General features: G+C 59.5%; 17 protein-coding genes. 16 read left to right on the top strand and 1 reads right to left on the bottom strand.

The features are described from left to right. The first annotated feature begins 4 nt into the window (after positions 1-4). From AC56DI_RS16800 to AC56DI_RS16840, 9 genes are read left to right on the top strand one after another with little or no spacing between them, the layout of a single operon-like run. Positions 5-1,762 (top strand): carbamoyltransferase family protein, encoded by a 1,758-nt coding sequence (locus tag AC56DI_RS16800; protein ID WP_422586942.1) that lies wholly within the window; start codon positions 5-7, stop codon positions 1,760-1,762. Then, positions 1,746-2,867, top strand: coding sequence for a glycosyltransferase (locus tag AC56DI_RS16805; RefSeq protein ID WP_496347172.1), 1,122 nt, complete (start codon positions 1,746-1,748; stop codon positions 2,865-2,867). The genes AC56DI_RS16800 and AC56DI_RS16805 overlap by 17 nt, the downstream gene beginning before the upstream one ends. Further along, positions 2,864-4,147, top strand: coding sequence for a capsule biosynthesis protein (locus AC56DI_RS16810; RefSeq protein WP_496347173.1), 1,284 nt, complete (start codon positions 2,864-2,866; stop codon positions 4,145-4,147). Before AC56DI_RS16805 ends, AC56DI_RS16810 begins: the two co-directional genes overlap by 4 nt. Further along, on the top strand, positions 4,140-5,753 hold the full coding sequence (locus AC56DI_RS16815) for an aldolase catalytic domain-containing protein (protein WP_496347174.1): 1,614 nt from the start codon (positions 4,140-4,142) through the stop codon (positions 5,751-5,753). Before AC56DI_RS16810 ends, AC56DI_RS16815 begins: the two co-directional genes overlap by 8 nt. Positions 5,754-5,761: 8 nt before the next feature. Beyond that, positions 5,762-6,508 (top strand): 3-deoxy-manno-octulosonate cytidylyltransferase, encoded by a 747-nt coding sequence (locus AC56DI_RS16820; RefSeq protein WP_496347175.1) that lies wholly within the window; start codon positions 5,762-5,764, stop codon positions 6,506-6,508. A 29-nt stretch (positions 6,509-6,537) separates the two neighbouring features. Then, positions 6,538-7,161 carry an HAD family hydrolase gene (locus tag AC56DI_RS16825; RefSeq protein WP_496347176.1) on the top strand — a complete coding sequence of 208 codons (624 nt, stop codon included), beginning with the start codon at positions 6,538-6,540 and terminating at the stop codon, positions 7,159-7,161. Between the two features lie 43 nt (positions 7,162-7,204). After that, on the top strand, positions 7,205-8,326 hold the full coding sequence (locus AC56DI_RS16830) for a capsular polysaccharide export protein, LipB/KpsS family (protein WP_496347177.1): 1,122 nt from the start codon (positions 7,205-7,207) through the stop codon (positions 8,324-8,326). Positions 8,327-8,330: 4 nt separating this feature from the next. After that, positions 8,331-9,506, top strand: a complete 1,176-nt coding sequence (locus AC56DI_RS16835; RefSeq protein WP_496347178.1) for an O-antigen ligase family protein — start codon at positions 8,331-8,333, stop codon at positions 9,504-9,506. A 28-nt stretch (positions 9,507-9,534) separates the two neighbouring features. After that, complete coding sequence (locus AC56DI_RS16840; protein WP_496347179.1) at positions 9,535-10,383, top strand: WaaZ-like lipopolysaccharide core biosynthesis protein; 849 nt, start codon at positions 9,535-9,537, stop codon at positions 10,381-10,383. Here the strand turns inward: AC56DI_RS16840 and AC56DI_RS16845 are convergent. Then, a complete protein-coding gene (locus tag AC56DI_RS16845) occupies positions 10,353-10,964 on the bottom strand; it encodes a BUD32 family EKC/KEOPS complex subunit (RefSeq protein WP_496347180.1) in 612 nt (203 codons plus the stop codon). The genes AC56DI_RS16840 and AC56DI_RS16845 overlap by 31 nt on opposite strands. Before the next feature lie 35 nt (positions 10,965-10,999). Here AC56DI_RS16845 and msbA point away from each other — a divergent pair, with 35 nt between their 5' ends. The 7 genes from msbA to AC56DI_RS16880 all read left to right on the top strand — a co-directional run bounded on the left by msbA (position 11,000) and on the right by AC56DI_RS16880 (position 21,292). Beyond that, entirely contained in the window at positions 11,000-12,790 is a 1,791-nt protein-coding gene (gene msbA, locus AC56DI_RS16850) for a lipid A export permease/ATP-binding protein MsbA (protein WP_496347181.1), read from the top strand. Further along, positions 12,790-13,686, top strand: coding sequence for a GNAT family N-acetyltransferase (locus tag AC56DI_RS16855; RefSeq protein ID WP_496347538.1), 897 nt, complete (start codon positions 12,790-12,792; stop codon positions 13,684-13,686). The genes msbA and AC56DI_RS16855 overlap by 1 nt, the downstream gene beginning before the upstream one ends. A 4-nt stretch (positions 13,687-13,690) precedes the next feature. After that, positions 13,691-15,085: a PIG-L deacetylase family protein gene (locus AC56DI_RS16860; RefSeq protein WP_496347182.1), complete on the top strand. Its 1,395-nt coding sequence runs from the start codon at positions 13,691-13,693 to the stop codon at positions 15,083-15,085. 32 nt (positions 15,086-15,117) lie between these two features. Beyond that, positions 15,118-17,145, top strand: a complete 2,028-nt coding sequence (locus AC56DI_RS16865; protein ID WP_496347183.1) for an acyltransferase family protein — start codon at positions 15,118-15,120, stop codon at positions 17,143-17,145. Positions 17,146-17,250: 105 nt separating this feature from the next. After that, complete coding sequence (hldE, locus tag AC56DI_RS16870; RefSeq protein WP_496347184.1) at positions 17,251-18,675, top strand: bifunctional D-glycero-beta-D-manno-heptose-7-phosphate kinase/D-glycero-beta-D-manno-heptose 1-phosphate adenylyltransferase HldE; 1,425 nt, start codon at positions 17,251-17,253, stop codon at positions 18,673-18,675. 106 nt (positions 18,676-18,781) lie between these two features. After that, the gene (locus AC56DI_RS16875) at positions 18,782-20,071 is read left to right on the top strand and encodes an acyl-CoA dehydrogenase family protein (protein ID WP_496347539.1); all 1,290 of its coding nucleotides are present in this window, start codon (positions 18,782-18,784) and stop codon (positions 20,069-20,071) included. A 12-nt stretch (positions 20,072-20,083) separates the two neighbouring features. Beyond that, positions 20,084-21,292 (top strand): acyl-CoA dehydrogenase family protein, encoded by a 1,209-nt coding sequence (locus AC56DI_RS16880; RefSeq protein ID WP_496347185.1) that lies wholly within the window; start codon positions 20,084-20,086, stop codon positions 21,290-21,292. The last annotated feature ends 64 nt before the right edge of the window (positions 21,293-21,356 follow it).

Here is a 21,356-nt window from a genome sequence, read left to right on the forward strand (position 1 = left end):
ACCTGTGGCATTGACCATCCTCGGCCTGTCCGGCGCCTTGAGCCATGACCCTTCTGCGGCCCTGTACATCGACGGCAAGCTGATTGCTGCAGCAGAAGAAGAGCGCTTCGTGCGCGACAAGCATGCCAAGCACCGCATGCCCTACGAGTCGGCCAAGTTCTGCCTGGAACAAGCCGGGATCAAGCCGAGCGATGTTGATGTGGTAGCGATCCCGTTCGCGCCGATCAGCATCTTCGACAAAGCCCGCTGGCACTACGCCAAGCGTTACTGGTACGCGCCGGATCGCGCCCTTGATGCGATCCTGATGGGCAACCGCCGCTACAAGCGCTACCGCACCAAGATCAACTGGTGCCTGGAACAGCTGGGTTTCGACCTGAAAAAAGTCAAAATCGAAGCGGTTGAGCACCACCTAGCGCACGCTTCCAGTGCCTATCACTGCTCGGGTTTCAAGGAGAAAACCGCGATCCTCGGCATCGACGGCAAGGGTGAGTACGCCACCACCTTCTTCGGCTACGGCGAGAACGGCAAGATCCACAAGATCAAGGAGTTCTTCGATCCGGACTCCCTCGGTGGCCTGTACGGCGCGATCACCGAGTTCCTCGGTTTCGAGATGCTCGACGGCGAGTTCAAGGTCATGGGCATGGCGCCGTATGGCGATGCCAGCAAGTACGATTTCTCCCGCCTGGCCACCTTCGAGAACGGCGAACTGGTGATCAACACCGAGTACGCCAACGTCATCGGCCTGCGTCGCTACAAAGAGAAGGGCAAGGGCTTCTACTTCTCGCCCAAACTGATCGAGTGGCTCGGCCCGAAACGCGAAGGCGATATCGCCGACGATCCGTACATCCATTACGCCGCCAGCATGCAAGCGCTGTTCGAGAAGCTGGCGCTGCAGATGATGGATTACTACCTCGGGGACATCCTCAAGGAAACCGGCAAGATCGTGTTTGCCGGCGGCTGCGCGCTGAACGTCAAACTCAACCAGAAGATCATCGCCCGTCCGGAAGTCAAAGAGCTGTTCGTGCAGCCGGCTTCCGGCGATGCTGGCACTGCCGTTGGCGCTGCGGCCTACGTGTCGCACAAGCGTGGCGTGCCGGTGGAGAAGATGGAACACGTCTATCTCGGCCCTGAGTACAGCAACGAAGATGTGATCGCCGCCTGCGCCCGCCACGCCCACAAACCGCAGTGGACGCAGATCGACAACATGCCGCAGCGCATCGCCCAGATCATGGTCGATGGCAATCCGGTGGCCTGGTTCCAGGGTCGCATGGAGTTCGGCCCGCGTGCGCTCGGTGGGCGTTCGATCATCGGTTGCCCGAGCGTGCCGGGTGTGGCTGACCGCATCAACGCGCAGATCAAATTCCGCGAGCGTTGGAGGCCCTTCTGTCCGTCGATGCTCGACACGGTGGCGCCGCAGATGTTCAAGATCGATCACCCGAGCCCGTTCATGACCTTCACTTTTGAAGTGAATGACGAGTGGAAGCAGCGCGTTGGCGAAGTGGTGCACGAAGACGGTACTTCTCGTGCCCAGGTGCTCAAGCGCGAATACAACCCGCGCTACTACGACATGATGCTGGAGCTGGAGAAACTCACCGGCAATGGCGTGTCGCTCAACACCTCGCTGAACCGCCGCGGCGAAGCGATGATCTGCTCGCCGACCGATGCCCTGGACATGTTCTTCGGTTCGGACCTTGAGTACCTGATCATGCAGGACATCCTGGTGGTCAAGGATGGCCTCAAGCGCTATGACGACGCCAACTGAACTGCGGGTTCTGCAATTTTGCCACGGTTATGACGGGCCCTTTCTCGATTGCGCCCGTCAGTACGCCAGCTTGTTCGTCGGCACGCCGTATAAGATCACCACGGTTTACCTGACTGGCGCGCCGAGCGCCGAGGTCGAGCGTGGCTCGGCCTCTGATGAGGTGGTGTTTCTCGACTACCGTTCGCGCGATGTACGGGGCCTCAAACTCAAAGCCATCCGCGATATCAAGCAGCTGGTGGCTGGGCGCAACTTCCAGTTCTGCATCGCCCATCGCTTCAAGCCGATTTATGTCGCCTTACTCGGCACTGACTTGCCGGTGATCGGCGTGCACCACGGATTTGGCGACTACCAGCGCCTTAGCCGCAAGCTGTTTGCCAACTGTTTCCGCAAGCGCTTGGCGTTGCTCGGCGTGTCCAATGCCGTGCGCGACGAAATCCGCGCCTGCCTGCCCAGCTGGCCGGCCGAGCGCATTGAGACCCTGTACAACCGCATCGATATCGACGCCGTGCAAGCCGAGCAGGTTTGTCGTGACGACGCCCGCGCCCATCTCGGCTTGCCGCAGGACGCCTGGGTGGTCGGCAACGTCGGTCGCCTGCATCCGGATAAGGACCAGGCGACGCTGATCCGCGGCTTCGCCCAGGCCCTACCGCAACTGCCTGCGGGCAGCCTGCTGGCGATCATGGGCAGCGGTCGATTGGAGTCGTCACTCAAGGCCCTGGCCGCTGAATTGGGCGTGAGCACTTCGGTGCGCTTCCTCGGCCAGGTGCCCCAGGGGCGACGCTACTTCAAGGCCTTCGACGTGTTTGCCCTAACCTCCGACCACGAACCCTTCGGCATGGTGCTGCTGGAAGCCATGGCCGCCGGAGTGCCGGTTATTTGCAGCGACTGTGGTGGCGGGCGGGAAGTGGTTGAAGGGGTGGGGCGGTTGTTTGCCCTGGCTGACCCCGCTGCGCTGGCTTCTCAGTTGCGGGCGCAAGCGCTGGCAGCCCAACCCTCTGCTGACCAGCAAGAGGTTGCGTTTGCTCGCCTGCAAGCGTGTTTTTCTGATGCGTCTGTTGTCCGTCGCTTCTGGACGTTGCCCCTTGTCACTGGGCTGCGCGCGTGACTACACCCTCGGCGGATAACCCCTGGGCTGCCAAGGCGCGTGCCCTCGACCTGTATCGCTGGTTGCTGTTGCGCGAGCGCCATGGCTGGCTGGGCAGCGCTGTGCGTTACGTCCGTGAGGCACTGGCCGATGGGCTCTTTGGGTTACGCGCTCGTGGGCGTTTGGCGGCCCAGGTTAACGTCGAACCCTGTGACTTTTTGCTGCTGCAATCGGCGCCCAAAGTGATCAAGTTTCAGCGCAAGAAATTATTGATTGATGGCCTGCGCGCGCGTGGTCATACGCTGGTGGAAAGCGCGCTGCAGGAGCCTCGGACGATCCTCCGTCAGCGCCTGCTCAAGCGTCCGCCACAGTCGGTACCGCTGCGTTACTTCGGTTATGCAGCCTATGCGCAGTGGCTGGTCGAGCACCATCAGCCGGGTATTCTGCTCAATGACCGCAACGGCAGCTTGTATTCGCCGTTTCTGCGCCTGGCTCTGCAGCAGCGCCAACAGTTGCTGGTGCACCTGGCCCATGCGACCACCGTGGAGCGTTCGCGGCGGCTGGGCATGAATGACTATGACTACTATTTTTTGTTCGGTCAGAGCTCGCTGGAGGCTTTGCAGGCGCGGGCCTTGCGTTTCGGCACCTCGACAGCGGTGTTGGCCGGCTCGCACATGATTGATCGCTCTTACGATCTGCAACCGGCGGATGCCGGGATGAAGGCGCTGCTGGTGCTGGGTGTTGGCCCAGACAAGGAGAAGGAGTCGGGCTATCAGTGCACTTATGCATTGATTCGCGAATGGGCGGAGCAGAACCCGGATTACCAAGTGCTAATCAAAGCTCATCCGCGCAGCCAGGTGCCGTTCTGGGGGCAGACTGCCAGCGAGTTGGCGAATGTGCGGGTCTTGCCTTCGACCTGCACGCTGGCAGAGGCCCTGGAGCAGGCTTCGGTAGTGATCAATATCATGTCGAACGCCGTTATCGAGGCTGCCTTGGCGCGGCGCCCGGTGATTTACGTGAATGCCAGCGGCGAGCACGATATTTTTTCCCAAGAGTCATATTTTGGCCCCTGTATCACCCAGGTGGACGCATTAAGTCGACGTGTGCAGGAGGTTCAGGCTGACTACGCGCAGGCATTGGCAGGCTCCGCGCGGTTTGCTGAATATCATTTGGCACATGGCATCAATGGACTGAGCAATACCCTGGCAACGCTTGAACTGCTGCAGGCCAAGGGCGCTTGTAGTGGACAGCGATTATTGCCAGCCGGATTGCAACTAGCAGGTGGACGCAACAATGAATAAACCAGCCTTGGTCATGCTTGATTGCACGCTGCGTGATGGTGGTTATTACAACAACTGGGACTTTGACGCTCAGTTGGTTCAAGACTACCTACAGGCCATGCTGGGGCTGGGGGTGGATTACGTTGAACTGGGGTTTCGCGGATTTGCCGGTAGCGGTTTTCGCGGTGCCTATGCGTTTACCACGGATGCCTTTCTGCGCAGTTTGCAGTTGCCGGCAGAGCTGAATGTTGGCGTGATGGTCAATGCCAGCGAGGTTCTTAATCATCCTTCAGGCCTTCTTCCTGCATTGGCATTGTTGTTTGCGCCTGCACACCAATCACCGGTCAAGCTGGTCCGCCTCGCGTGTCACGTGCACGAGTTTGAGGCGACGCTACCAGCCTGCGACTGGTTAAGCGCGCAGGGTTATCGGGTTGGTATCAACCTGATGCAGATTGCCGATCGACAGCCTGATGAGATTGAGCGTCTGGCGCTGATGGCACAGGGCCGGCCACTGGACGCGCTGTATTTTGCCGATAGCATGGGCAGCCTTTCGCCGGCGCAAACCAGCGATATTATTCGCAGTCTTCGACGCGGCTGGCATGGCGCTCTCGGGATTCACACCCATGACAATTGCGCCATGGCCCTGGCCAATACGCTGCAAGCGGTAGCAGATGGCGTTAGCTGGGTAGACAGTACCGTGACCGGTATGGGGCGTGGTCCAGGCAATGCCCGCACCGAGTACCTGGCGATAGAGCTGATGGCCAAGCGTGGGCGAACGGTCGATATCAGTCCGTTGCTCGGTGTAATCGCCCGCTGGTTTCAGCCGATGCAGCAGCAGTTCGGCTGGGGAACCAACCCATATTATTTTTTAGCCGGCACTTATGGCATTCACCCGACGTACATTCAGGAAATGCTCGCGGATTCCCGCTATGCCGAAGAAGACTTGCTGGCGGTGATCGACTTCCTTAAGGATCAGGGCGGCAAGAAGTTCAACCCCGGCACGCTCGAGTCCGCGCGACACTTTTACCGGGGCGAGCCATCCGGAAGCTGGGCGCCGCAAACGCTTTTGGCTGACCGCGAAGTCTTGTTGCTCGGCAGTGGGCCAGGTGTCTCGCGCCATCGGCAGGCGCTTGAGGACTACATTCTGCGGGCCAAGCCGTTTGTCATAGCGCTCAATACCCAGTCGCATATCGCTGCTGAGTTGATCGATGTGCGTGCAGCCTGTCATCCATTCCGCCTGATGGCGGACTGTCAGGAGCATCGGCGCTTGCCGCAGCCGCTGGTGACGCCCGCGCATATGCTGCCGGCCGACGTACGTGCGGCGCTAGGTGACAAGCCATTGTTGGACTACGGCCTGGCTGTGCAGGCGGGTGTATTTGCGTTCGCTGAGCGTCATTGCACGCTGCCGGGTTCCTTGGTGGCCGCCTACGCCCTGGCCATCACCGCCAGCGGCAAGGCCCGCCGGGTTTTGCTCGCGGGCTTTGACGGGTATTCGGCCGATGATCCGCGCAGCAAGGAGGTTAGCCAGCTGCTGGAGGCCTTTCAGCAGTCGCCAGGAGTACCCCCATTGCTTGCGGTGACGCCGACCCGCTATCAACTGCCGGTGAGTTCTATTTATGCCTTGTGAGGTCCGTAATGCCCGCTCCTGAACTCAGCTATGCCGTGATCATCCCGGCGCGTTACGAGTCCAGCCGCCTGCCTGGTAAACCGCTGGTTGAGTTGTGCGGTGTGCCCATGATCGTGCGCACCTATCGCCAGTGCATCCAGGCCTGTCCCGCTCAGCAGGTGTATGTGGCCACCGATGATTCGCGTATTGAAGCGGTGTGCCGAGCCTATGGCATTCAGGTGCTGATGACCGCCACGACCTGTCAGACGGGCACCGACCGGGTGGCTGAGTGTGCCAGGCAGTTGGCTGTGGACGTCCTGATCAATGTTCAGGGGGATGAGCCAGTGTTCAATCCCGATGACTTGCGGTTAATGATCGCCAGTCTGGCGCTGTATCCGGGCGAAGTGCTCAATGGTTTTTGCGCCATTGATAACGAGCAACAGTTTCGCCATGCCAGTACGCCGAAGGTGGTGATGCGTCCGGACCAGCGCCTGTTATACATGTCACGGGCGGCCATCCCGACCACCAAACAACTTGGTTTCGTGCGCGGTTGGCGCCAGGTGTGTGTGTATGCTTTCCCGCGCTTGGCCCTTGCGGCCTTTGCCGCGCACCCAGGTAAAAGCGAGTTGGAAGCGTTGGAGGATATCGAGATCCTGCGTTTTCTGGAGTTGGGTTGGGAGGTGCGGATGCTGGAGATGTCTCGGCAGTCCATTGCCGTCGACAATCCTGAGGATGTTGTCAGCGCCGAGGCAGCCATACGTGAGCGCGGCTTGTGAGAAAGCCTATCGAGCATTATCAGGCGTTGGTGTTTGACTGTGATGGCGTCGTGCTTGACTCCAATAGCGTTAAGACCGAAGCCTTCTACCAGGCATCGTTGCCTTACGGTGAGGACGTTGCGCGGGCCATGGTGGCCTATCACGTTGCCAATGGCGGTATTTCGCGTTATCGCAAGTTCGAGTATTTGCTGACGCAGATACTTTCCGGCCGTCAGGTTGCCGATGAGCTGCCGCTGCTGTTGGAACGTTATGCCGCCCTAGTGCGTGATGGTTTATTGAATTGTGCTGTGGCGCCGGGGCTGGCAGCGTTGCGCGAGTCTCTGCCAGACAGCCGCTGGATGATTGCGTCCGGCGGTGATCAGGCCGAGCTGCGCGAGGTCTTTGCCTTGCGCGGTTTGAGCGACTATTTCGAGGGTGGCATTTTTGGCAGCCCCGACCCTAAAGATCTGATCCTGCAGCGCGAGCGTGCCAATGGAAACTTGCCACAGTCGGCATTATTCCTGGGTGACAGTCGGTTTGATTACCAATGTGCCGTCGGCGCAGGCCTGGACTTCATCTTCCTCATTGCCTGGAGTGAGTTTCATGACTGGCCAGAATATTTTGCTGATAAAAACATCGACTGCATGGCAAGTATCGCGCAGCTGGTGCCGTAAATTCTGACTTGCGTAGTTCGCAGGTGTTGAAACTGGATGGATGATGAGCAAGTTTCTGTTTTTTTCGTTGGCAAAGCATCAAAGCAAGTATTTCAAGCGCCTGCTGGAAGCGCCTGAACTGTCGGGAGTCGTCCGTCTGCCGGCCGATATGCCCTGGCCGCGAATCTTCGACATGGCGCGTGTTATTCGGCGCCTCAATTGGTCGCAGCTGATTGAAGACAAATGCCAGGAACGGCAGGTAAAAGCCAAATACGCCGGTGTTTTCTATCAGTTGTTGCTGCGTTTAGAGCTGTTGTTTATAGCTTTGCGTGCCCAAGCGCTACTTGACCAGGAGCAGCCTCAGGTTCTGGTGCTTTGGAATGGGTCACACCGTTATTGCCAAATACTGCTGGCATTGCTGCCTGCTGGTACGCGAACCGCCTTCTTCGAAAATGGCCTGCTGCCCAATACCACGACGTTTGACCCTCAAGGCGTGAATTTTCGCAATTCGGTGCCGAGGGATGCCGAGTTTTACCGACGCTATGCCGAGCACGTCGCGCAGAGTCCTGAAGAGGCAATTGAGCTGGTACCACGCAAGCCGCGTGTTGAAGGTTTACAGCCAATTGAATTGCCGAAACAGTATGTGTTCATGCCTTTTCAGGATGATCGCGATACGCAAGTGCGCCTGTTTTCACCCTGGATAAAGAATATGCGTGAACTCTTTGCGCTGGGTGAGTTGATACACGCGAAAACAGGCTTGACGGTTGTGTTCAAGGAGCACCCGTCGAGCCGTGAGTCATATCCTGAGTTGCACCAGCGTTGCCATGCCTCTCTGCTATTTGCCAATGGCAACAGCACCCAAGAGCTGATTGAGTCCAGTCTATTTGTAGTGACCTTGAACTCTACTGTCGGCTTGGAAAGCTTGTTGTTGGGGCGTCCGCTTCTGACGCTGGGACAGGCGTTTTTCAATATTCCCGGCGTGGTCATGCACGCGGACTCGGCAGTGCAGATGTTGGATATCGCTGCGGCATTTCCAGAGTGGCCGGTGCATCCGGAGTTACGAACTGGCTTTTTGCACTACTTGAAGCATCAATATTGCATTCCGGGTAGCTGGCAACAGGCTGATGATGCACATGTGCATGAAGTGGCGACACGCATGCTGCACCTGGTTGATAAAGATGGATAACGCCATGCTGATCAAGCAAGACCTGTGGCTGGCGCGTTGTGCCGCGCTGGGTTTTATGGTGTTTCTCTTGGCGCCGTGGGTGTTGCCGAGTAACAAAATTTATCATCAGTTAATCATTGCATTGCTTTGGCTGCCCGCCTTGCTCTCATTGTTTCGTCAGGATCTACGTCCTGATTGGCGCCTACCCGAATGTTGGCTGTATTTATTGTTCAGTGCCTGGGCGCTGGTCGTTATCGCGCTGCAGGGGGCTCCTGATCCTTGGGGTAAAGCCAAGCTCCCGTTGTATGTGTGCCTGTCGCTTGTCGGTATCTGGCTGGCCGGCCGTAACGGCCGCTGGAGTGTCGAGCAGTTATTGTTTTTTGCAGCCTTGTTGGGGGGCGTGGGAGCGGCATACTCATGGCTGGAGTTCTATTGGCTGCAGGGGCACGGGTTCGGCTCAAGGCTCAGCGCCCATGGCCTTTGGGATACGCCAATCCCTGCGGCTCATGCCGTTGGTGCGCTGGCTATTTTAGGTACGTTATTGTTACCTGACGTGCGCCGAGCGCAGCATTATTTGCTGTTATATGTGCTTGTTGGCCTATCAGCGCTCGGCTTTATGCTGTTTTTGATCTCCAGTCAGACCCGCGGCGTTTGGATCGCACTCTTGGCAACCTTGCTGTTTACCTGTGCGATTGATTTAAAGAGGCAGCATGTAGTTTTGTTGCTGCTGGTGTTTTCTGTCTTGTTGACGGTCTTTTTTATCAATGCAGAATTTTTGCTGCAGCGCGGTGCGTCTTATCGTCCGCAACTGTGGCAGGCGGGCATTGATTTGATTCAGCAGAATCCGCTGATGGGGCTCGGTTTCGATGCCTATTCTATTAGCATCCCCGGATTGGCTAAGAGCTTAAAACATCCGCATAACTTGTTTTTGGACATCGGTGTGCGCTTGGGTTTGATTGGTCTAGCACTGTTTATGTTGCTGTGGGGCTGCGCGGCCTGGCGTGGTTGGCGGCACCGGCATGAGCCTTTGGGCAAGGCTCTACTGGCCTTGCTGGTGTTTTCCAGTGTGTCGCTGCTTACCGATGGTATCGGCTTGTGGCTCAAGCCCAATGCCGATTGGTTCGTGACGTGGTTGCCCCTAGCGATCAGCTTGGTTCTGGCAGGACGTGAGCAAGCTGTTGCTGAGCGCAGCGCCTACTGACTATGAATGATGTGCTGAGGAACATGTGATGAGTGCGCTTGATGCAGTTGCCGGGGTAATGGGCGCAGGTGTTGACGAGCTAAGCCTGCACGCATTTGCAGCGTGCAAGGGGACATGCTCGGGGCCGTTGTTTATCGTGGCGTCTGGGCCGTCGGCGCGGGATTTTCCACTGACCAATTACGCTCAATATCCAATGTTTTCAGTCAGTGGCTCCATCCAGCTCTTCACTGCAGTAAGCGTTGCCCCGTTGTTCTATTTATGTGATGACAATAGTTTTGCCGCGCAGCGTCAGCCGATATTGCGTCAAGGATTGGCGCTGGCACAAAACGTGGCGTTAAGTCCGCGAGTGATCAGCATTACCCAGGGTTTGTCTGCCGCAGAGTTGGCCCAAACGCGGTTATATGCGTTCAATCGGGTTAATCGCAGTATTGATGGCAAACAGCAGCTGTCTGATCGACGTTTTGCGTGGAAGATGCGTAACGACCAGGATGTCTCCTGTGATTTTTCTTTGTTCAGTCAGAAACCTAATCGGATAGGTTTCAGTCGAGATATGGACAAAGGTTATTTCAGTTGCCGGACCATTCCCTATGCGGGCCTGCAGCTCGCTCATCACCTGGGTTTTAATCAGGTGATATTGGTTGGCGTTGATCTGGATTCGAGCCAGGGACGTTTTTACGAGCAGGGTGCTGAAGCCATGCCAAGTCGCTTGGATGGCGACTATGAGGATTACATTGAGCCTTGTTTTGAACTGATGGCGCGGCGCGTTGTTAGTCCGACATTTCAGGTTTATAACCTGTCAGCCAAAAGTCGCCTGCCGGCTAGCCTTGTGCCCAAAATTACTCTGGATCAGCTGGATGCTTTGCTCGCTTCGGCGTAGGCAAGCAGCAGTTCATCAAGGGGGAAGTTTTCTACGTTGCGCCGCTGCAAATAACGGCGCAGATGTTCGAAATTGCGCCGCACGAGCATGGGGCCAAGTGGCCGGCCTTTGAAGCGGATATCGAGAAAATCAATCAGGCCGAAGCTGGCATCCGGAGTGCGCAAGATATTGCCCAGGTGCAAGGAGCGAAAGTAAATGCCGCGCCGGTGCATGAGCAGAATGTAGGCCGCCAGTTCTGGCACAAGTGCATTGAACTCGCCGCGCGCGGAACTGAATAGGCTGTCTAGCGGTGTCCCTTGGAGTGGTGCGTAGACGCAGGCACTGATGCTGTTGCGCGCGATCCAGAACGTGTCATGCACTTTCGGGGTTGCAATGCCTAGGTCGTTCAAGCGCTCACTGTTGTTATGAAAGCGCCTGACGGCAGGCAGCAAACGTTCCAGCAGAGGGTTGCGGCGGCTGCGGAAGATCTTTAGAAGGTCGCCGCTGACCAGGCGTACGACCTTGGGGCCGTGGCTGTCTTTTTCCAGGACCACGCCTTGGTCGAGCCAATCTTGTAATTGGTTCGCTGTTACAATCCGCATCTTGTTCCTCTAGCCTGTTTGAAGAGCCCTGCAGAATGGTCGATTCCACGCAGCAATCCAGTTTCAAAGTCTATCTGCGATTGCTTAAGTACGTAGTGCCCTACTTGGGCGCCTTCGCCGTCAGCATCATTGGTTTCTTGTTGTTCGCATCCAGCCAGCCGATGCTGGCGCACATGCTCAAGCTCTTTCTGGATGGGCTGCAGGACCCTGAAAAGGCTGTGATTCTTGGTGCGCCCATGATCTACGGCGTGCCGCTGCTGATTGTACTCATTGCCTTCTATCAGGGCATAGGTTCATTTCTCAGTAACTACTACCTCGCCAAGGTGGCGCGCGGCGTGGTGCATGACTTGCGTTGTGCCTTGTTTGATAACTTGCTGACGCTGCCCAATCGCTATTTCGATAACCATAATTCGGGGCACCTGATCTCGCGTATTACCTACAACGTGACCATGGTGACCGGCGCCATTACCGACGCCATCAAGGTGGTGATTCGCGAAGGCATGACGGTGATCTTCCTGTTTGGCTACCTGTTGTGGATGCACTGGCGCCTGACCCTGGTGCTGCTGGCGATCTTGCCGTTGATTGCCGTGCTGGTGACCTCGGCCAGCAAGAAATTTCGCAAGCAGAGCAAGCAGATTCAGGTCGCCATGGGTGATGTGACTCACGTGGCCTCCGAAACCATTCAGGGCTATAGAGTGGTGCGCAGCTTCGGCGGCGAAGAGTACGAGGTGGATCGGTTTCACAAGGCCAGCGCAGACAACATGAATCGCAGCCTGAAGATGACCCGTACTCAGGCGATCTACACCCCGACCTTGCAGTTGGTGATTTATTCCGCGATGGCAGTGCTGATGTTTCTGGTGCTGTACCTGCGCGGCGACTCTTCGGTGGGTGAGTTGGTGGCCTACATCACGGCAGCGGGCTTGTTGCCCAAGTCGATTCGCCAGCTATCTGAAGTCAGCTCCACCGTGCAAAAAGGCCTGGCTGCTTCGGACAGTATTTTTGAACAGTTGGATCAGACACCTGAAATCGATGCAGGTACCCATGCCTGTGAACGGGTCAGCGGCCGTCTAGAAGTCAGTAACCTGAGCTTTCAATATCCAGGCACCGACAAACCTGTGCTGCACGACATCAGCTTTGTTGCTGAGCCAGGGCAGATGGTGGCCCTGGTCGGCCGTTCCGGCAGCGGTAAGTCGACCCTGGCCAGTTTGGTGCCGCGCTTCTATCACCATGAGCAAGGGCAGATCCTGCTGGATGGTGTAGATGTCGAGGACTACACCCTGCGCAACCTGCGCCGGCACATTGCCCTGGTGACTCAGCAGGTCACCCTGTTCAACGACACCGTGGCCAACAACATCGCTTATGGCGACCTGGCCGGCGCGCCGCTGGCGGATATCCAGCAGGCCGCCGCGGCTGCTTATGCCGACGAATTTATCGAGAGGATGCCGCAGGCCTACGAGACCCTTGTGGGTGAGAACGGCGTGCTGTTGTCCGGTGGCCAGCGCCAGCGTCTGGCGATTGCCCGGGCGCTGTTGAAGAATGCGCCGGTATTGATTCTCGACGAGGCCACCTCGGCGCTGGATACCGAGTCCGAGCGGCATATCCAGGGTGCACTGGACAAGGTAATGCAGGGTCGCACCACGCTGGTGATCGCTCACCGCCTGAGCACCATCGAGAAGGCTGACCTGATTCTGGTAATGGATCAGGGCCGCATCGTCGAGCGCGGCAACCACGCCGAGCTGCTGGCGCAGAACGGCTATTACACCCGCTTGCACGCCCGCCAGTTTGAAGATGGTGGCGAGGAGCAGGTTGCCGAGTTGCCCGCTTGATTCTCAATCGATTTCGCGCGTGGCGTGAGCGTGGCTGGACGCCCATTGAAGCGAGCGACTATGCCGCTGTCTGGCAGCGCTTCGGTGGCAGCGTGGCGACCCATCCCCAGGTCATTGAGCGCCTGGCCAGTTTGGCCGGCCTTCCGGTGCGTTACCTTGGCTGGCTGGAGCATGGCGAGTTGCAGGCGGCGTTGCCGGCCTGGGGGCGCCATCTGGCGTTGTCCAAGGATGTGCTCAAGCGCCACGGTCAGCGTGGTTTGTTCGATCTGGGTAACGCAGAAATCATCTTGCCGGCAGCACCCTCTGCACGGGTGCCGTTACGCCATCAGGCACGCTATGTGTCGGTGCTCAATACGGAGCAATTCAGCACCCTGCGCGAGCAGCCGGAAGGCCTGGCGCTGGCCCGTGAGCCTGAGGAATACAGCAAGAAATTCCGCTACAACCAGCGTCGCGAACAGCGCCTGCTGGAAGAGGCGGGTGGCGTGATTCGGCCGATGCTGGAGCTGAGTGCCAGCGAACAGGCAAGCATATATGCCGAGCTGTTCCAGCGCCGCTGGGGCTTCGATGCTACCGGCAAGGACCATCTGGCCGAAGTATTCGCGCTGCTGCGCGAGTTTATGACCGGCTCGTTGATCTACCTGCAGGACCAGCCGGTAGCGATCCAGATTCTCTACCGTGTCGAGGCCCCGCAGTGGGTCAGTCTTGAATACATCAACGGCGGCGTCGACCCGCAGAACCGCGAATTCAGCCCCGGTAGCGTGCTCAGTTTCGTCAACACGCAAAACGCGTGGAACGAGGCGCGGGCGCTGGGCAAGCCGCTGCGCTACTCCTTCGGTCGCGCTGACCGTGAATACAAAGACCGCTGGTGTAACCGCCAGCCGGTCTATCAGGTGTGATGCGATGAGTGCGCGCAAGCAGCAGTTGCTGAAACGCCATCGGCGCAACAAGCGTATTGCCCTGGCTCTGGCATTGCTTGGCCTGCTGGTCCTGGCGTTTACCGTGGCCTGGTGGTTGCTGCCGTTGGCCGTGCTCCTCGGCTGGATCGCTCACGAAGCCTGGTTCGCCGATCATTTGTTCTATGCCCCGGACGAGGATTACCAGTACAGCTTCCCCGCTGGCACGCCGAGCGTGGCCGCCGCACTTAGTGCCGGCCGGCTGCAGTTGCTGGCTGACGTGCCGGCCGGCGACACCCTGATCCTGCAATTGCAGGTACGCAGCACCTGGCTGGGCCGCTGGCTAGACCCTTATGTGTTGGTAGGTGATGACCGCCAGGACTTCGAGCGCGGCGTGTGTGGCGAGCGCTACCTCAATCTTTCCGACCACCTCGCGGAGTTGCAGGCCGGTCAATTGCAGCTGCGCGGGCGCTTCTGTCGGCTGGCCGCCAGCGCCACCCTGCATGTCTGCAGTTCTCCCGACTATCGCCAACAATCGCTCTTGATCATTGCCCCTCATGCGGATGATGCCGAGTTGGCGGCCTTTGGCTTGTACAGCCAGGCCGCGCAAGTCAGCATCGTCACCCTGACTCAGGGCGAAATCGAGGCCGAGGCCTATCAGCACTTAGGGTTGGACAAGTCTGCTGCTGCGCAGCTGAAAGGCCGCCTGCGCGCCTGGGACAGCCTGGCCGTGCCGCTTTGGGGCGGCGTGGCCCAGCAGCGCTGCGTACAGCTGGGCTACTACTGCTTGCAACTGCCGGCCATGCTGGCGGCACCGGCACAGGTATTTGCGTCCCGTGAGTCGGGCGAGTGTGATATCCGCAGCGTGCGCCAGCACAACCCGCTGCGCCTGCCGGCGGACGCCGATGGCCAGCCGACGGGGCATAATCTGCAGGCTGATCTGGTATCCCTGCTGGAGTATTTCCGCCCAGACGTGGTGGTCACCCCGCACCCCGAGCTTGATCCCCACAGCGATCACGTCGCCGCCACCCAGGCCCTGCTGGCAGCGGTCCAGGTCAGTAGCTGGCAGCCCAAGACCTTGCTGCTCTATGCCAACCACCTGCACGACAACGACCGTTGGCCCATGGGCCCTGCAGGTAACGGCGTTGCCTTGCCACCAGCGCTCACGGTGTTGCCTGCTGAGCAGCTGTGGAGCTTATCGCTGACTCCTGCGCAGCAGCTGGACAAGGCCATGGCACTGGCCATGCAGCATGATTTGCAGGGTCGCCTGCCATTGAAAAAGCGTCTGCGCCGGTTGATTCAAATCGCGCTTGCAGGACGCCGCTGGCCTGCCACGGGCGAAGACGAGTTCTTCCGCAAAGCCGTGCGTCGTCATGAGCTGTTTTGGGTGCGTCCGCTTTGAAACCAGCCGATACATGTCCTCCAGGTGCGCGCATGTTCTGGCGCGCGCTCTTCAGTCAGCAGTCATTTTCGGGTGTCATGCGCGCGTTCGTGGCGCGGCCTGGCGCGGAGCGACAGGCCGCGCCATTGGGGTTTCGTGCCGATATCAATGGCTTACGCGCCTGGGCGGTTATCTTTGTCGTGCTGTATCACTTCGGCGTGCCTGGGGTAACAGGCGGCTTTGCCGGCGTTGATGTGTTCTTTGTGATTTCGGGCTATTTGATGACGGCTGTGGTCGTCAAAGGCCTGCGGACCGGGCGCTTTAATCTGTGGCAATTCTATTTGGCGCGGGCACGGCGAATCTGGCCAGCGTTGATCGTGCTATGCGCGGTGTTGCTGGCGCTTGGCTGGTTTGTGTTGATGCCGGAGGAATACCGCGCGTTGGGCAAGCATGCGCGTGACAGTCTGTTGTTTTCCTCAAACCTGCGCTATTTGAAGGAGGCGGGCTACTTTGCCGTGGCCTCCGAGCAGAAGTGGCTGCTGCACACTTGGTCGTTGTCGGTTGAATGGCAGTTTTACCTGATATTTCCGCTGATCATGGCCGCGCTGTGGCGTTTATTGCCTCGGGAGAAAAGCCTGTATCTAGCCATCGGCGGCCTGTTTTTCGGATCGCTGGTATGGAGTGTATGGAGCAGCCTATTTGAGGCGGAGCGTGCTTTTTTTGTTTTGAGCAGTCGCGGTTGGGAACTGCTCGGTGGTGGTCTGGTTTTTGGCCTGAGTGAGCGGCTTGTGCTCAGCGCTGTTCAGCGCCGGGTAATGTTGTTCGTCGGCATGCTGATAATGTTCACGGCCATGTTCTGGCTCGACTCCAGCAGGGTCTGGCCGGGTGGCTGGGCGCTGTTGCCGGTGATGAGTGCGGCCTTGTTGATTCTGGCTAACGCTGAACATACGCCGCTTCTGCATGCGCCGGTTCTGCAATGGTTTGGTAGCCGCTCCTATTCACTGTATCTATGGCATTGGCCCGTCGTAGTCGGTTTGGGGCTGTTGGACGGTGGGCAGACGTATTTGCTAATGGTCGCTGGCATGCTTGTGGCGCTGTGCTTGGCACATGTCTCGTATCAGTATGTCGAGGAGCCTACACGCCGACTTATGGGGCGCCATCGCGGATGGCCTCTAGTTTGCCTGCTGATTGCTAGCCTGGCGCTGGTGGCCAGCGTTGCTCAGTGGGTTCGTAAAAGCGAATTCAGCAATCGGCTACCCACGCCTGTCGCGCAAATGGCGGCGCAGGCCCGGAATCATTCTCCGCGGCTGCAAGAGTGCACCCACGATCAGCCGGAATGTTTTTTTGGTGGCGACGCCATTCGCGCCATCGTCATTGGCGATAGCCATGCCGGTGCGGTGGTTGAAGCGGTCAACGACAGCCTGATGAATACAGCTCAGGGAGTTTATTTGCGCGCAAGCGCCGGCTGCCTGCTGGTATTCGGTGCGCGCAAGGACAGTTCCAGCTCCCAGGAATGTACGCAATTACAGGCGTGGGCTCAGCAGGCGCTACCGGGCCTGTATCCCGGTGTGCCGGTGTTGTTAGTCATGCGTACCACCGCCTATGTTAAAGGCGGGATGCCGGGAGAACCGGGTCAGCTGGATAACCAGCCGGAGTACCACTTCGCCAAGCCCTACAGCTCACCGCAGCCTGCATTTTTGGCGGAGTTTCGCGCGAACTACGTCGCTAGCGTCTGCGCGCTCACCGCCCATCATCCTGTGTATTTGCTGCGGCCAATACCGGAGATGCCAGTGAGCGTGCCGGATGCTATGGCACGCGATGTACTTTTGGGGCGTGAGCGGCAGTATCAGCTCTCCCTGACGGATTACCAGCAGCGGCATGCGTTCACCTGGAGCGTACAAGACCAGGCCCGCGATCAGTGCGGTGCGCAGATACTCGACCCGTTACCCTTTTTGTGTGGCGATACAATTTGTCCGGCGGCGGTCGATGGTACTGCACTGTATTACGATGATGATCACCTGAGTCGGGCCGGATATGCGCGATTGATTCCGCTTTTCCGGCAAATCTTCAGCAGTCCTTGAGGCTGTGCGTCACGGCTGGGTTAAGCCCTGTCATACTGGCTTGCGTCATTAGAGAGTGCTTAGTGACGCGTCCTAAATTATGTTTTGTGTGTTTGCGGAGTCTCCATGAAGTTGTCCATGCCCCGTTTCGACCAGGCCGCCGTATTGGTGGTCGGTGATGTCATGCTCGACCGCTACTGGCATGGCGGCACTTCGCGGATTTCCCCGGAGGCGCCAGTGCCGGTGGTCAAGGTTGAGCAGATCGAAGACCGTCCGGGCGGCGCGGCCAACGTCGCGCTGAACATCGCCGCCCTCGGTGCGCCCGCGCTGTTGGTGGGGGTGACGGGGGCCGATGAGGCGGCTGACAGCCTGAGCAACAGCCTGGCTGCTGTGGGGGTGAAAACCTCGTTTCAGCGCATCGCCAACCAGCCGACCATCGTCAAGTTGCGGGTTATGAGCCGTCACCAGCAATTGCTGCGCATGGACTTCGAAGAGCCGTTCAACACTGATGCGGCTGCGCTTGCTGTTGAAGTCGAAGCGTTGCTCGATGGCGTCAAGGTGCTGGTGCTGTCGGACTACGGCAAGGGCGCGTTGCAGAACCATCAGGTGCTGCTGCAGGCGGCGCGCTCGCGCGGCATTCCGGTGCTGGCCGACCCCAAGGGCAAGGACTTTTCCATCTACCGCGGCGCCAGTCTGATCACCCCTAACCTGCATGAGTTTGAAGTGGTGGTCGGTGCCTGCGCTGATGAAGCCGAGTTGGTGGCCAAGGGCGCCAAGCTGATGCGTGAGCTGGAGCTGGGCGCCTTGCTGGTGACGCGCGGCGAGCATGGCATGACCCTGTTGCGCCCTGAACATCCGGCCCTGCATTTACCGGCCCGCGCCCGTGAAGTGTTCGATGTCACCGGTGCCGGTGATACGGTTATTTCTACCCTGGCCGCCAGCCTGGCTGCCGGTGAAGAACTGCCTCACGCCGTAGCCCTGGCCAATCTGGCCGCCGGCATTGTGGTCGGCAAGCTCGGCACCGCGGCCATCAGTGCGCCGGAACTGCGTCGCGCGATTCAGCGTGATACCGGCTCCGAGCGTGGGGTGCTGAGCCTCGATCAACTACTGTGCAGCATTGAGGATGCCCGCGCCCACGGTGAGAAAATCGTCTTCACCAATGGCTGCTTCGACATCCTGCACGCCGGCCATGTGACCTATCTGGAGCAGGCCCGCGCCCAAGGTGATCGCCTGGTACTTGCGGTCAACGACGACGCGTCGGTCAGTCGCCTGAAAGGCCCCGGCCGGCCGATCAACTCGGTCGACCGGCGCATGGCGGTACTGGCCGGCCTTGGCGCGGTGGACTGGGTGGTGAGCTTCAGCGAAGACACCCCGGAAAACCTGCTGCGCGCGGTCAAACCCGACGTGCTGGTCAAGGGCGGCGATTACGGCATCGACGGCGTGGTGGGCGGCGATATCGTGCGAAGCTACGGCGGCGAAGTGCGCGTGCTGGGGCTGGTGGAAAACAGCTCGACCACGGCGATTGTCGACAAGATTCGCCGGCGTCCGTAAGTCGCCGTCAGTGACTGGCTGACCTGCCGTAACGGGGCGGCTAGACGGTCATAGGCGGGTCGGGGAGGGCGGTGCATGATCGCAGCACCTCCACCTCGTTGAGCTGCTGCCCATGAAATTCGACGTACAAGGCCAGGCCCTGAGCGTGCTCAATCGGCTGGCACAGGCCCATTGGCCCGACCGGCTGAAACTGCGCAAACCTTTCGAAAAACTGATCTATCGCGGCAGTCGCGCCAGCTTCCGTCTGGCCGCTGAGCGCGCGGCAAAAACCGCCCGTGGCCCGCGGCCACTCGACCCGGATGCGCTGTTCGACCTGTCGTTGTCGGACGAGCAGCAGATGCTGGTGGAAATGCTCGACGGTTTCGCCAGTGAAGTGCTGCGCCCTGCGGCCCACGATGCCGATGAGGCGGCGATGGTGCCGGCTGAGCTACTCAATCAGGCCCAGGCTCTGGGGCTGACCTTTTATGGTGTCAGTGAACAGCACGGCGGCATGGCCGCTGAGCGCACCACCTTGACCAATGCCTTGATTGCCGAGGCGCTGGGCAAGGGCGATTTGTCCCTGGCGGCGGCCTTGCTGGTGCCGTTGTCCGCGGCCAACTGCATTCGTCGCTGGGCTAGCGCCGAGCAGCAGGCGCGCTGGTTGCCGGCCTTTGTCGGCGAGCAGGCTGCACCATTGACGGCGATTGCCGTGAGTGAGCCGACGCCCTTGTTCGATCCGCACCAGCTGCGTACTAAGGCCAAACGCAAGGGCTCCCACTATGTGTTGACCGGTGAGAAATGCCTGATTCTGCGTGGCCTGGAGGCCAGTCAGCTGATCGTCGCGGCGCAGACCAGTCAGGGCCCCGCGCTGTTTCTGTTGGATGCCGCGAGTGCTGGCGTCGAGCGGCGTGCTGAGCCGGGCATGGGCCTGAAAGCCGGTGGTACGGCGCGCATCTTGCTCAAGGGCGTCAAGGTGCCGGCGGAGAATCGCCTGGCTGGCGAGCACTTCAATTATCAGAGCTTCCTCGATCACGCGGGCCTGGCCTGGTGTGCGCTGGCGGTGGGTACGGCGCAGGCGGCGTTGGATTACGTGATTCCCTACTGCAATGAGCGTTTGGCTTTCGGTGAGCCAATCAGCCATCGCCAGGGCGTGGCCTTTATCGTCGCCGACATCGCCATTGAGCTGGATGCCATGCGCCTGATGGTCTGGCGTGCTTGCTCGCGGGCCGAGCAAGGCTTGCCGTTCCAGCGTGAGGCTTATCTGGCGCGCCTGCTGTGCGCCGAGAAGGCCATGCAGATAGGCACCGACGCCGTGCAGTTGCTCGGCGGTCACGGCTTTACCAAAGAACATCCGGTTGAGCGCTGGTACCGCGATTTGCGCGGTGTGGCGATCATGGCCGGCGGCTTGCAGTTATAAGGGGCGAGACTGATGAATCTGGAAACTCCAAAGAAATTCCGTGGCCTGGTGACCCAGGCCCATCAGGTGGCGGCCAATTATTTTCGGCCGATCTCGCGCAAATACGACAAGGCCGAACACGCCTATCCGCAGGAGCTCGACCTGCTCGCCGCGCTGCTGGACGGGATGAACGCCGGCTCGCCGGATGCGATTGGCGCGACCTCGGCAAGCAAGCGCGGCGCCTCGGCTGAGCAGGCTGCGGGCAACAAGAATGGCGGCAACCTGTCGGCGCTGCTGGGGGTCATGGAGCTGTGCTGGGGCGATGTCGGCCTGTTGCTGGCCATGCCGCGCCAGGGCCTGGGCAATGCGGCGATCGCAGCGGTGGCCAACGAAGAGCAGTTGCTGCGCTTCAAGGGCAGCTGGGCGGCCATGGCGATCACCGAGCCCGGCTGTGGTTCGGACTCGGCGGCGATCCGCACTACCGCGACCAAGGACGGCGAACACTACATCCTCAATGGCGAGAAAATCTATGTCACCTCCGGCGCGCGCGCCGACTCGGTAGTGGTCTGGGCCACGCTGGACAAGGGCTTGGGGCGTGCGGCGATCAAGTCGTTCGTGGTCGAGCACGGCACGCCCGGCATGAGTGTGGCGCGGCTGGAGAAGAAGCTCGGTATCAAGGCCTCCGACACGGCGGCTATCAGCTTTATCGATTGCCGGGTGCCTGCCGCCAACTTGTTGGGCAACCCGGAAATCGACGTGCAGAAGGGTTTTGCCGGGGTCATGGAGACTTTCGACAACACCCGGCCGTTGGTGGCCGGCATGGCCATTGGCGTGGCCAAGGCGGCGCTGGATCGCACCCGTGAGTTGCTGAAGAAAACCTGCAAGCTGGAGTACTCCAAACCCCTGCTGAGCGTTAGTCATGCCGAGGCGACCCTGTATCGCCTGGAGGCCGAGTGGGAGGCCGCGCGCCTGCTGACCCTGAAGGCCGCGTGGATGGCCGACAACAAATTGCCCAACTCCAAGGAGGCTTCGATCGCCAAGGCCAAGGCCGGACGGGTAGCCAACGAAGTGACGCTGAAATGCGTCGAGCTGACCGGCGCCTTGGGTTATGGCGAGGATGAACTGCTGGAGAAGTGGGCGCGCGACTCGAAGATTCTCGACATTTTTGAGGGCACCCAGCAGATCCAGTTGCTGATTGTTGCGCGCCGCTTGCTCGGCAAAAGCTCCAGCGAGTTGAAGTAAGCGTGTAGCAAATCCGCCCCCTCTCCCCAGCCCTCTCCCGTAAACGGAAGAGGGGGCGGTGTGC

It is taken from the genome of Pseudomonas sp. BGA-UO-ETr-WB11 (genome assembly GCF_059567785.1).

What these genes read in the sequence shown, in the direction of transcription:
- AC56DI_RS16805 (WP_496347172.1), top strand. Translation starts at nt 1,746, where the DNA reads ATGACGACGCCAACTGAACTGCGGGTTCTGCAATTTTGCCACGGTTAT.
- AC56DI_RS16815 (WP_496347174.1), top strand. Translation starts at nt 4,140, where the DNA reads ATGAATAAACCAGCCTTGGTCATGCTTGATTGCACGCTGCGTGATGGT.
- AC56DI_RS16820 (WP_496347175.1), top strand. Translation starts at nt 5,762, where the DNA reads ATGCCCGCTCCTGAACTCAGCTATGCCGTGATCATCCCGGCGCGTTAC.
- AC56DI_RS16830 (WP_496347177.1), top strand. Translation starts at nt 7,205, where the DNA reads ATGAGCAAGTTTCTGTTTTTTTCGTTGGCAAAGCATCAAAGCAAGTAT.
- AC56DI_RS16835 (WP_496347178.1), top strand. Translation starts at nt 8,331, where the DNA reads ATGCTGATCAAGCAAGACCTGTGGCTGGCGCGTTGTGCCGCGCTGGGT.
- AC56DI_RS16840 (WP_496347179.1), top strand. Translation starts at nt 9,535, where the DNA reads ATGAGTGCGCTTGATGCAGTTGCCGGGGTAATGGGCGCAGGTGTTGAC.
- AC56DI_RS16845 (WP_496347180.1), bottom strand. Translation starts at nt 10,964, where the DNA reads ATGCGGATTGTAACAGCGAACCAATTACAAGATTGGCTCGACCAAGGC.
- msbA (WP_496347181.1), top strand. Translation starts at nt 11,000, where the DNA reads ATGGTCGATTCCACGCAGCAATCCAGTTTCAAAGTCTATCTGCGATTG.
- AC56DI_RS16860 (WP_496347182.1), top strand. Translation starts at nt 13,691, where the DNA reads ATGAGTGCGCGCAAGCAGCAGTTGCTGAAACGCCATCGGCGCAACAAG.
- AC56DI_RS16865 (WP_496347183.1), top strand. Translation starts at nt 15,118, where the DNA reads ATGTTCTGGCGCGCGCTCTTCAGTCAGCAGTCATTTTCGGGTGTCATG.
- hldE (WP_496347184.1), top strand. Translation starts at nt 17,251, where the DNA reads ATGAAGTTGTCCATGCCCCGTTTCGACCAGGCCGCCGTATTGGTGGTC.
- AC56DI_RS16880 (WP_496347185.1), top strand. Translation starts at nt 20,084, where the DNA reads ATGAATCTGGAAACTCCAAAGAAATTCCGTGGCCTGGTGACCCAGGCC.